The organism is Rothia sp. HMSC068F09, from assembly GCF_001812775.1.
GTDB classification, from domain to species: domain Bacteria; phylum Actinomycetota; class Actinomycetes; order Actinomycetales; family Micrococcaceae; genus Rothia; species Rothia mucilaginosa_A.
Window position 1 is genome coordinate 170441 of sequence record NZ_KV810419.1, and the last position, 11855, is coordinate 182295.

Annotated in this window: 6 protein-coding genes and 1 pseudogene; all 7 read right to left on the reverse strand. The window is 61.8% G+C overall.

The window, feature by feature from the left end; translation table 11 throughout:
• Positions 1-35: 35 nt before the first annotated feature.
• On the reverse strand, positions 36-1910 hold the full coding sequence (locus HMPREF2874_RS09310; RefSeq protein ID WP_070648892.1) for an oligosaccharide flippase family protein: 1875 nt from the start codon (positions 1908-1910) through the stop codon (positions 36-38).
• Positions 1907-3253: an O-antigen ligase family protein gene (locus tag HMPREF2874_RS02975; RefSeq protein ID WP_070648893.1), complete on the reverse strand. Its 1347-nt coding sequence runs from the start codon at positions 3251-3253 to the stop codon at positions 1907-1909. The genes HMPREF2874_RS09310 and HMPREF2874_RS02975 overlap by 4 nt, the downstream gene beginning before the upstream one ends.
• An 18-nt stretch (positions 3254-3271) precedes the next feature.
• Positions 3272-4222, reverse strand: coding sequence for a glycosyltransferase family 2 protein (locus tag HMPREF2874_RS02980; RefSeq protein WP_049332917.1), 951 nt, complete (start codon positions 4220-4222; stop codon positions 3272-3274).
• A gap of 12 nt (positions 4223-4234) precedes the next feature.
• Positions 4235-5023, reverse strand: coding sequence for a CDP-alcohol phosphatidyltransferase family protein (locus HMPREF2874_RS02985; RefSeq protein WP_070648894.1), 789 nt, complete (start codon positions 5021-5023; stop codon positions 4235-4237).
• Positions 5024-5504: 481 nt separating this feature from the next.
• Positions 5505-8876 carry a fibrinogen-like YCDxxxxGGGW domain-containing protein gene (locus HMPREF2874_RS02990; RefSeq protein WP_246823754.1) on the reverse strand — a complete coding sequence of 1124 codons (3372 nt, stop codon included), beginning with the start codon at positions 8874-8876 and terminating at the stop codon, positions 5505-5507.
• 203 nt (positions 8877-9079) lie between these two features.
• On the reverse strand, positions 9080-9937 hold the full coding sequence (locus HMPREF2874_RS02995; protein WP_070648896.1) for an IMS domain-containing protein: 858 nt from the start codon (positions 9935-9937) through the stop codon (positions 9080-9082).
• Between the two features lie 346 nt (positions 9938-10283).
• Positions 10284-11855 (reverse strand): annotated as a pseudogene (locus HMPREF2874_RS03000) (fibrinogen); the annotation flags it as partial.

Below are 11855 nucleotides of genomic sequence, written 5' to 3' on the forward strand. Positions count from 1 at the left end.
AAAACGGACACTAATATCGGAGAAAGTTTGGAAGATTAGGAGGCGTCGGATTTCGCGCGGCGGGCCGACAGGAATCGCTCGATGCCCAGCGCCTTGCGGAAGCGGAAGAGCACACCGCCGTACACCGGCACCAGAAGCACCACGTACACAATCACGCCCAGCACGCTCTGCCCCAGCAGAAGCAGCGCCACCAGCGCACACGCCGTGGGCACCGCGGCCCCCAGGAACAGCGAGGGAGCCATCTCACGCCACGAGGCGCGGATACCCACCAGGCGGAACACCTGATAGCTGGCCAGGAACGTATCGATGAGCAGAGCCGAAGACCAGGCCGTTACCGCACCGTACAGCCCCCACACGGGAACCAGGGTGAAGTTCAGGACCACGGCCACAACCAGCGAGGACAGCTTATTCAGCAGCTGCCAGCGGCTCTTACCGCTCATTAGCAGCACCGACTGCACGCCACCGGCACTCATCGAGAGCATCGCCGCCGGGCAAATTACCCAGAGGATGCCCGCGCCGGACTCGAAGCCCTTACCGAAGAAATGCAAGAGCACGGGTCCGAAGAACGCCAGGGACAGGTAGAAGGGCCACGACAGGGCCGTCAGCACACGAGTGGTGGACAGGAAGATATCCCGAGCTCGATCCAGCTGGCGGGTCGCCAGCGCCGCGCTAATCGACGGACCGGTCACCACGCGACCGGTGTGCTCAATCATGGTGCCCACGCGGACGCAACGGTTGACCGCGCCGTAGACGCCGCCGGCGGCCGCACCCAGGAAGGCCGTCACCACCAGCACGTCAATCCACTCCAGGATTGTTTCGACCACGGTGGCTACGCCTCGGGCCGAGCTGAAGCTCCAGAAGGAACGGAAAGTCTCCTCCGGCGAATCCTCGGAAGGCAGGACCTCCACGTGTTCCTCATTCGGGAAGGCACGCTCCAACAGCCACAACGCCACAATAGCGGTAATCGCCACCGGAACGGTCCAGGCATACACCAGGTCCATCAGCTGACCCGAGAACAGCACCACCAGTCCCACCGCGCCAAAGCGCAGCGTCGGCAGCAACACGTTCTGGAGCATCGTAAAGGTCACCACGCGGTGCAGACCGCGCAACGCCCCGAAGAAAACCGTCATGAGCGCCGCAACCAGCACAAAGGCCGAGCTGACGCGCATAGCCGCCTGATACTCGGGAGCCATCGGCACCAGGGACGAGTACACGTACACGCCCACAACGAGGAAAACCGACGTCACCAGCGAGGGCACGAGGCCGTAGCGGATGAGCTGCGGGAGCAGCCCGTAGCGCCCCAGGGCACGCTGCGCCGAGATGGTGCGCACCAGACCGGTATCCGCACCGAAGGTTACGAGCGAAATCGCGATGGCGAAGAGAGCCATAAGGCGGAAGAACTCACCCGAACCTGCCGCGCCAATACCGTTGGAAACCACCATCGTGGTAACGAACGCGATGCCGGCACCGTAGATTACGCACAGCGAAGCCAGCGAACCGCTCTTGGCGAGGCTGGGCTGCTTCTTGCCCTGCGCCGGCTTTGCCGTCTGAACCGCGCTCGCGGGGGTAGCCTCGCTTGTGGTTCCCTCCTGCACCATGCGGCGAGGCCCGCCGCGATGTGCACCACCCGGGCGCGCATCTGCGGATGCGGCCGAAGCAACGGCGGGGGAGGACCCGAGGAGAACCGAATCGTCCCCGGCGGGCGCAAAGCCCTGAGCGGGAGGCACAATCGACAGGGCCGTAGTGGCCGGGAAACGACCCGAACGGATATCGTCCACGGTGGGGGCGAAATCGTCCCCGTACTCTTCGGCCAGTGCGACCTCCTCGGCCAGGGTCTCCGCCTCCTCACTCAGGCGGGCCCGGCGGCGGGGGTGCCCGCCTCCCGAAGTCGTCTCAGCGGAATTCGTCACAGGCCCTCACCCTCCCGAATCGAGCGGAGGCAAGCCATCGAGGCGAGCAGCAGGATACTCAACTGCGCGATATCGAAGCTGTAGAAGATGAAGACGACGCAAGTAGCCACCGGCAGACTGTGCAACCAGTACCCCGCCGCGGTCTTCACACGCGCCCCCGACACCACCGTGCTCAGGATGAAGAGCAGGAACAGCGCCAGACCCACAAAACCGAAGCAGAACATGAGGGTCCACAGGTAGCCCTGCGTACCCATCGACACGCCGATGCTCGGCTCCATGCGCGGGGTTCCATAACCGATGATGGGAGACTCGAGCGTAGCCTTCCACGTGGCCCGGTACAGGGCCGCGCGGCCGCCCGTCGAGTCGGAGTAGTCCTGACGGCCCAGAATATTGTTCACGGTGCCGGAGGCAAAGAGAGCCACCACAACGGCCATGATAGCCGCGACACCGATACCCACGGCGCGCCAATTGGCGGCCAGGAACTGACGCAACAGCACGTAGGCGGCGCTGATGCCCAGGCCAATGAACATGCCTCGGTTACTGGTAGCAATCGCGGGGACCGTGGAGAGGGCCATCGCGATGAGTAGCGCGATACGCGTCCAGATGGAGCGCAGACGCAACAGGCATGCGAGCATCACCGGGGTGAGCAGCGTGTAGGCCAGACCCCAACTATTGGCGTAGGGGAAAGGCGCGGAGGGGCGCACATACGCTTCGGGGGCACCCCAGGGGCGCTGCACTTCCGCCAGGGGAGGCAGCATGTAGTCGCGCACGAGCGGGTTCTGCATGAAGCCCGAGGGCATGATGAAGCTCATGGGGGTGCGCAGACGGAACTCGGGGAAGAACACGCCGCCGTAACCGAGCACAATGAGCGTGCCCCACAGGGTCGCCAGGCCGCCCAGCAGCTTGTTGAGGCTGATGGAAGACCGAGCGTTGTAGTAGTAGAGGGCGTAGACGCCGGCGCTGAGGATGTTCACGAAGCGCAGACCCCAGCCGATGATATCGGTGGAACGGGTCAGCGCGAGCGCCGCGACCACGACCCACAGGCTAAATGCGGCCCACACCCACATCGGGCCGGGCACTCGCACATTACCTCGGATGATGAGGTAAAAGAGCATGATGGCGGCCAGCACAATCGGAGCGATCTGCAGGACGCCCAGTGCCCACAGCGCGGGGAAGCCGTAGAGCAGGGTCATGAGCGGCCAAGCCGGTAGCTTCTTCTGTGCGACCGGCTCGGGACGCAGACGCACCCGGGCGCGCGCAATCGCGCTGGGAAGCCCCGTCGAGGAGTCCTTCAGCGTGAGTGTCGAGGCACCCGGATAGGAGGGAACGGATGAAGTAACCATGTCTGTGCGGTATCCGGGTTAGAGGCCTCGGCCAGTCTTCTGGACGAGCTCGAGCAGGGTCGCGGGCTTAATAATGCCGGTGGAGACCACGTAAGCGGCCCAGGCGCGCAGCTGCTTGGGGTCGCGGCGCAGCGCGGCGCGTGCGTAGGCGCGCGCCTCCTTGTTGTTGCCCAGGGACGCCTGAGCGTACGCGACCTGACCGGCAATGCGGGCAAGGCCCTTGGGATCCTGCTCGAACTCGGGGAACTTACGCAGGATGTAGGTCAGCCCGTCCACCATGGACTGCCACTTGCCCGAGAAGAAGGAAGGACGATCCCAGAGCACCAGAATCAGCGGCTCGGGCACGCTCAGGATATCGCCGGTGCGGGTCGCGCGCAGCAGCAGGTCGTAGTCCTCGCCGTAGGCGGCGGGCAGTTCCTCATCGACCAGGCCGATGCGGGCGGGTTCACCGTCGACACCGAGCAGATCCTCACGGGAGTACAGCATGGCGGAGGGGTGAATCTCGGTGATGCGAGAGCGCAGGAAATCCGCGAAGGTTGCGCGCTCGGGTGCCAGGCGCACGATGTCCTGGCCGCCGGAGCGCACGGTGATGCCCGAGGAGATACCCGCGGCCTCGGGGTTTTCGCGCCAGAGGGCAACCTGCTGGGTGAGCTTGGAAGGCATCCAGTAATCGTCGTCGTCGCAGAAGCCAATCATGGCGCCGGTCGAGGCGAGGATACCGCTGTTGCGGCCGCCGGCCAGGCCGCCGGTGCGGGTGTTGGAGACGATCTTCAGGGCACGGTTTTCGCCGACCTCGATATCTTCGAGGCGGTCGGGCTCAACGCGGTCGAACACGACGATGACCTCGACGAAGCCGCGGTAGCTCTGATCCAGGATGGAGCGCACGGCCACGCGCAGCAGCTCGGGGCGCTTGCCGTTGGTCGCGATGACGGCGGAGACGGCGGGGTTGCGAGAGGTGAAGTGCATCATTGGTCTTTCTCCTTACTCGGCGGGGGTGGACAGGCTGACGTACTTGCGGCGCATAGACACCAGAATCGTGGCGGCGTTGGCGAGCAGCAGCAGGGCGTACACGACCACGAAGAGCGGACCAAAGCCGAGGAAGATGTAAATCCAGCAGAGGGTTCCGGCGTCCATGTGCAGGTTGACGAAGGAACGCAGGGGGCCGCCGGTCGGGGGAGCGGCGGTCTTGCGGTTATTGCGTAGCTGCTCGGCAAGAATCTGGCTCATGAAGTGACCCGCGGTGAGAGCGGTGAAAATCATGGGCATGGCGATGAGCCAGCCGTTAAAGGCGTGGGACCCGCTGAAGGAGTAGTGCTCGGGGTACAGGAAGAAGGAGAGCAGGGTGGCCATGTGCACGGAGGGCACTCGAATCGAGTCGACCACGTGGTCGAGCCATTCGCCGGCGGGGGAGGATGCGCCGGTCACGCGGGCTACCTGGCCGTCGGCGGAGTCCAGGCCGTAACCGAGCGCGAAGAGCAGGGCTACGCAGATGCCCACACCCACGGAGGGCGGGCAGGCGATGAGCACGATAAGACCGGCTGCGGAGCAGGCGGCGGAGATGGCGGTGACTCCGTTGGGAGTGATGCCCAGGGCCACGGCGGCGGCGGCAAAGTAGCGGGCGACGCGACGGTTGACCCAGCGGGTGTAGGCAGGCACGCCAATACCGGGCTTTTGAGCGGCTTCCAGGGAACGCAGGGTGCTGGAGAAGGTGGCGGCGAATCCCGATGAGGGGGTTGAATTCGGGGTGTGAGGTGCCTCGGAGGTGGACATGCACAATTCCTTTGAATCGGTGAGAGGAGTGAAGGAGAGTGAATTACTCCCTTTCGGGATGGGCGCGAGAAAGTCCGGAAGTCTCGCCTAAGAAATGAGTGGTTAGCTCCTTTTCTCAGTACACCACTATATCGATATTTTACAACGAGATAAAGCGGAAACCTTCTCGCGGGATAGGTGTCTAGCAATATGTCTTAAAACTCACTGACTAAGCCCTTTGGTGTATTTTCCCTCGTGTGAAGAGGGTTATGCACCGGTTTATTTGAGCGGTACGAATCCCGTTCTGGAGTGCGACTAACACCCCCGGTATATCGCTAGGACTCGAATAATTAGATGCCTCTAATCATTTGAGAATAATTCACTCTCACGAACACGAAAAAGTATTTTATTCGCACAAATGGGGTTTGATTTTCCGAAATCATTCGGAAAATCAAACCCCATGGCGGAATCCGCAGAATATGCCCCGCGCTAGACGGAGTGCTTAGCCTCGGCGTGCGGAAAGAGGAACGCGGGTGCCCACACCCTCACGCACGGTGCGGACGCTGCGGCCCTGCTGAGCATTCTCAGCGGTGGCGGCTCGCTCACCGTTCTCATCGTTCTGGGCGGCAGGCTTTTCCTGGTTCTGCGCGGCCGCGGTGACGGTGGCCTGCAGATCGAAGCTGACACCCGTGCGGGTAAACCAACCGCCTCGAGCGCCGTGCACCTCAACAGCAATGAGGTTCTTACCTGCCTTCAGCTGAGAAGCCGGAACCGTGAAGGTCACCGGAGTCTTCTGGGCCCGATCGGCAGACACGCTGCGCGTCGCAACGGTGGTGTTCCAGAGGGGCGTCTTGGTGCCGAAACCGGCGCGTCCGACTTCCTGACCGTTGACCGCCACCGCAACGGCATCGTCCGCATAGGTGGTCAGCTCCAGGTCGCGGCTTGCCTGATCACGAGTGAGGTCAATCGTGGTGTAGGCGTAGATGTTGTTGTACACGCGGCCGTAACGAATCGGAACGCGGGTGTTGAAGTTGCCCGCGCCCAGGCCGATGGGGGCGCGGCCCTCGTTCCAGCGGGTGTTGGCCAGATCCTCGAGAGAGAAGCGGAAGTCGTACTTCCACGCCTTTGCGCGGTTCGGTGCCTTATCGGAGACAACGTAATTCCAAGTGGAACCGTAGGGCAGAACAACCTGCTCCTTGGGTGCCGGGTCAGGCTGCGGTTCCTCGGGCTTCTTGTTCTCAACCGTGGGGCTTGCCGTGGGAGTCTCGATGGGGCTCTCCGAAGCGGTGGCCTCAGCGGTGGGGCTCTCAGCCGGGCTCTCCGAAGCGGTGGCGGTGGGAGTCTCGATGGGGCTCTCCGAGGGGGTGGCCTCGGGGGTCGGGCGGACGGGCGAAATCTGGACTCCGGTCGAAGCCGAGAAGTTGTTCGAGGAATCCATGGCACGCACAAAGTAGTGTGCACCATCGCGGTGCTCCACCTCGTAGGAGGTGCCCGAGACGGTAGCAATCGGACGGTCGTCGCGCAGAACCTGGTAGCGCACGGTGCCGCTATCGGCCACGGAATCCCAGGTCAGAGCGTCCTTATCGTCCTTGAGCTCCACCTTCAGGTTCTGAGGGGTAGCCGGCGGAGTCACGTCACGCTGCTCGAAACGTGCAAAACCAACGGTGTTCTGGACACCGTTGACGCCCAGGGTACGGTGAATATCGCCACCGACCCACAGGGTGCCGGTGGAGTCTACGAAGGACTCCCAGATGCCGAAGCCGTGATCGCCCTTAATGGCGGGGGCGAATTCGGGCAGCATCTTACCGGTCTGCGGGTCGAAGGCAGCCACAAGCTTCACTGAATGAATCACGGTGGACTCGGTGAGCGGCGCACGCTTGGTGTGCGAATTCTGGTACAGGAAATCGCCGCAGTGGCAAGCACCGTAGAGGGTATTACGTTCCTTATCCAGGTGCAGATCCTGGAAGTCGCCGCCATCACGGGTAATCGCGGTGTAGGTAGGACGCATATCGCTCTTGTCGTAGCGAGAGATGAGGTGCTCCGTACCACCAACCCAGACGCCGGATCCAGCATCCTGAACGTCGAACTGGAAGCCCCAGACCTTCGTCTCGTGCATCAGGTCGTTCACGTTCGCACCGGCGGGAATCTCGGAGTTCTGGTACGACCAGTTACCGCCCTTCTGGAGGTTCTCGGTAATATCCGCCACGCGGTACGCCAGGGCACCGTTCAGCCAGGTAAAGTAACCGACCACGTACACGTGCGAGTTATCTTCGGAGGCACTGATGCCGTTCACGGTGCCGTTAAACACCTGACGCCAGTCGCGGTCGATGCTCACGATACCGGGCACGCCATTGGAAGGGGCGCCCAGCTTGAAGCGCGCGATATTGCGGGAGTACGCGACACCCGCGTTATCGCTCTCCTTGACGTGGGTGAAGGAGCCACCGATGTACACGTAGTCGCCTTGGCGGTGAATGGTCTTCACCACGAGCTCATCGCCCTTAATGCGGTTGGAGATGCTCACGTTTTCCCACTCGGGGGCAACCTCACCGGTGGAGGCGTCCACGACCACGAAACCCGAGAAGGGGCGGCCGTTTACCGTGGTGAAGTAGCCGCCGATCGCCAGACGATTATTCGGCAGGGCCTCAACCGCCTTGACCTGGCCGTTGAGCGTCAGGTGGAAGTCACGGCGCAGCTCGCCGGTCTTTGGGTCGAAGCCCGCGATGTTGGACTGGTTCACGACCTCGCCCGTGGAAGACTCCAGGTACTTGAAGTCGCCGCCGACAAACACGGTGGAGGAGTTATCGTCGTGCTTGACCTCGGTGATGGCCTCAACGTAGGTGTGCATCTCGTCGGTCTTGCCGCTGGAAGTCGCGGAACTCGTGCGCCAGCGCCAGGTAGCCGAACGGCTATTGGGCAGCTGGCGACGCTGGCTGGCCGCGGTGCCATTCACGCCGATTTCGGTCAGCTTCAGGTCGCTCTGGGTCAGCTTGGGACGCAGGAACATCTGGGTGTAGCCAAAAGCGCTCTGGGTCGTACCCTCGTTAGTGTAGATGTAAGAGTTGCGCGAATCGCTCATGGAGGGCTCGGAGCCGTCCTGAGCGATGGGAGCGTCCTTACCGTAGCGGAAACCGATACGGTAGTCCTGCTTAGGCATCTCCTCAAAGAGCAGGGTCTTGAAACCGTTGTCCTGGCCACGCAACAGGTGATCCTGCCAGGTGCCGTCGGTCCAATCGCGGCGACCATTCTCGTTGTACGCGGAGAACTCGTCGGGATTCTGAACCACGGCGTTGGACCAAATAGCGTCGGCACGCAGGGCCCAGGTCCATTCGGAGGTCTGACGGCGCTGCACGGTTACCTCCTGCCACTTGGTGCCGGAGGTGTTCAGCACGCGGCGGAAGCGGTAACCATCGGTGAGATCCTGCGGAGAGGTGCCGTTGAGCAGCTCGCTAATGGTGGTGCCCGAAAGCTGCACCGGGGTCGTGGCCGCGGGCAGCGAAGAGAAGGAACGAACCTGATCCTGGCTGAGCGTCAGGCCGGAGGACGCGGGCGCCGCGGAGCTATACAGCTGAGCCGGGTCACCCTGCCCCTCGTAGCCTTCGGTCCAGCCGTCGCGACCCTCAGCAATCTTGACCCAGCCGCCACCGTCGGTCTCCTGATCGCAGTAGAACTGGGTCGGTGCGCTCATGGCCGGGGTGTACAGCCAGTAGGCGCCGCTCTTCGCCTCGGGGTTGGCTTGCTTAGCCTCCCAACAGCTAGCAGCGGCACGCTCGGAGGTGGTGCCGTTGTAGAAGGATGAATCTTTCTGAACGTTCGTCTGCTCGGCGGTCTTCTCGACCGCGGCGCCCGGTGCCAGAGTGGGAAGGACGGTAGGCATTGCCAACGCGGTTGCAATGCTGAGGCATAGGGTCGAACGAGTTATTGCGGAACGAGAAAAGCCAGACCCCGTTATCCCAAAAAGGGCTTTCATAATATCTCCAGGTGAATGCCAAAAATTGTATGAAAACGCAGCATCATTAATGCGTTGTTGGTGAGACCGGCCTGAGCTAAAACCGCGCAGACCGGTATCTTAATTAGTCCCTAGCAATCAGGGTTATTCGGGAAATCGTGGGTTGCAATCTTCCACTGACCGTTAACCTGAACAAGGGTGTAGATATTGAGTGAACGCTTGGGGGAACTATCATCCTTGACGGGCTGATTGTTCTCATCGTAAATCTTGACCGAGGAAGAGTCCATGCACACTTCCAGTAGGCGTGCGGGCTGGCCCTTGTACTCGGTATCGGCCATGCGGGGCGTGCCCACCACGGTGGAGGAACCCTCATAGTGCCAACCGGCCAAAGCGTACTCGGAGGCCTGCACCGCAAACTCGGAGGCGGCGGAATCCACGGCAATGTTTTCGATGGCACGAATCGTGTCCTCATCGAGGACCGCGCGAGCCTTCTCCGTGTTCTGCTCCTGAGCGTCCTCATCGCTGGTGGGCTCGCTGGTTGCCTCCGGCGAAGCCGCGGCGGAGGGAGCCGGCTTAACCTTGGAGAGGATGTCCTCGTAGGAGTTTACGAGCTCGGTGGTCTTCTTAACCTCGGCATTATCGGTGGGAACAGGGGAGGCCTTCTTCATGTCTTCCGAGCCGGTGTAAATCTCCTCCAGCTTCTGGCCGTCAGAAGAGGTGGCTTCAGTGCCCGCGGAGGGGTTAGCCTCCGAGGAACCCTGATCGGGGATGCGGCTGGCCGAGGCTGAAGCCTGCGCGCCTTCAGCAGGGGAAGACGGAGTTGCGGAGGCGCTGGTGGAAGCGCTCGCCGAGGGGGTGGCCGACGAAGAGCTCTGCGCGGTGGAGTTCTCGGAAGCGCAGGCGCTGAACAGAAGCGCAGACACCGCGAGGGTGCTCAGAACGCCGAGGCGACGGGCCTTTGAAGAACCCGCAGAGAAAAGGTTAGACATGGGAAGCCTCTTAGGTGGTTGGAGTGAGAAGGTCAATATTCCGGAAGGATAATACCGCGCCCGGAGGCTCGGCCCCTAAAGGCTATCACGCCAAGCTGGGAAAATACCTGGATTCTAAAGATTGCATTTTCATAACATTTGAGAATAAAGAACAGGTATTGCTGGATATAAACCTGCATATGAAGGAAATGTGCATCTTTAGGTGAGAAAACTATGATGCATCCGGGGAGATGCATACACTATGTGCAAAATGCCCCGGGTTAGTTGTAAAACTAACCCGGGGCATTAGGGCGAATATCACGTTGAATTAAACGTTATATTACTCGATATATGCCCTGAACAGGGGTTATGCTGCCTGCACGGCCTGGGTACTCGCGGAATAATTGCCCGAGGTATCCACCGCACGCACGTAATACTTGGCGCCATCGCGATGATCAACCGAGTAGTGCGTGTCCGTCACCGTCGCAATCGGACGGTCATCGCGCAGCACCTGGTAGGTCACTCGCTTCTCCGGCACGGCGGACCAGCTCAGCTGATCCTTCGCACCGTTATGCTTCACCTGCAGGTTCTGCGGGGTCTCCGGGGGAGTCACGTCGCGAGCAGCGTAGCGAGCGAAGCCCACGGTTTCCTGCACGCCGTTAGCACCCAGAGACTTGCTGATGTCGCCGCCGACCCACAGGGTACCGGTCGAATCCACGAAGGACTCCCACACGCCGTAGCCGTGCGCGCCGTTCATAATCGGGGCCCACTCCGGCAGCACCTGGCCGGTGTCCTTATCGAAGGCCGCGACCAAACGAATCGTCTGGGCATCCGTAGCGTTCTTCCACTCCGCATCAATCTTGGTTGCGCCCTGGTAGATGAAGTCACCGCAGTGGCAAGCACCGTAGATAGTCTTACCGCTCAGGTGCAGATCCTGGAAGTCGCCACCATCGCGAGTAATTGCGCTGTAGGTACGCTGCATGCTCGACTTATCGTAGCGGCTAATCATGTGCTCGGTGCCACCCAACCAGACGGAGGAGCCGGCGTCCTGAACGTCGAACTGGAAGCCCCACATCTTACGCTCATTCTTCAAATCCCAGGTCCGAGCGCTGGAAGGAACGTACGAGGGCTCATGGGTCCAATCGCCGCCGCTCTGGCGGGGATCCTTAATGTTAGCGATGCGGAAGGCCTCACCGCCGTTGAGCTGCGTGAAGTAGCCGGCCACGTACACGTGGCTGTTGCCCTCGGAAGCGCTCACACCGTTCACCGTGCCGTTGAAGACCGGACGCCAGTTCCAGTCCACCTCGCCGTTGCTCAGCTTGATGCGGGCCAGGTTCCTGGAGTAGGCGTACGTGGGGGAGGTGTTACCCTTCACGTGCGTGAAGGAGCCACCGAGGTACAGGTACCCGTCGCGAACGTGCAGGGTCTTCACCTGCACCGGCAGGGAAGAAATGCGGCTCTGAACGTGAATATCCCAATCCTTAGCCACCTGACCGGTCTTCGGATCCAGCAGCACGAAGCCGTTGTGGTTCTCACCGTTCACCGTGTCGAAGGTGCCGCCCACGGCCAACAGACCGTTCGGAAGCGCCTCAACCGACTTCACCTGACCGTTAATGCTCGGGCGGAAGGAACGGCGCAACTCGCCGGTACCCACCTCGTAAGCCGCGAGGAAAGCCTGGTCGACCTTCTCGCCGCTGGCCGATTCGACGTAGGCAAAGTCGCCGCCGGTGAAGACAGCGCCGCCCACCTCGGTAATGGCCTCAACCTGGGTGTTCATCTCACCGTTCTTACCGGTACCGGTCGTCTTACTCGTACGCCACTTCCACTTCTCGGAGTAGCTATTGGGTAGCGCGCGGCGGTTGCTTGCCTCGGCACCCTGCTGGCCGTAGTCGTGCAGACCCTTAGCCGCCAGATCGTTCTGCGTCAGCTTCGGGCGCAG

What these genes read in the sequence shown, in the direction of transcription:
- HMPREF2874_RS02995 (WP_070648896.1), bottom strand. Translation starts at nt 9,937, where the DNA reads ATGTCTAACCTTTTCTCTGCGGGTTCTTCAAAGGCCCGTCGCCTCGGC.
- HMPREF2874_RS02990 (WP_246823754.1), bottom strand. Translation starts at nt 8,876, where the DNA reads ATGCCTACCGTCCTTCCCACTCTGGCACCGGGCGCCGCGGTCGAGAAG.
- HMPREF2874_RS02985 (WP_070648894.1), bottom strand. Translation starts at nt 5,023, where the DNA reads ATGTCCACCTCCGAGGCACCTCACACCCCGAATTCAACCCCCTCATCG.
- HMPREF2874_RS02980 (WP_049332917.1), bottom strand. Translation starts at nt 4,222, where the DNA reads ATGATGCACTTCACCTCTCGCAACCCCGCCGTCTCCGCCGTCATCGCG.
- HMPREF2874_RS02975 (WP_070648893.1), bottom strand. Translation starts at nt 3,253, where the DNA reads ATGGTTACTTCATCCGTTCCCTCCTATCCGGGTGCCTCGACACTCACG.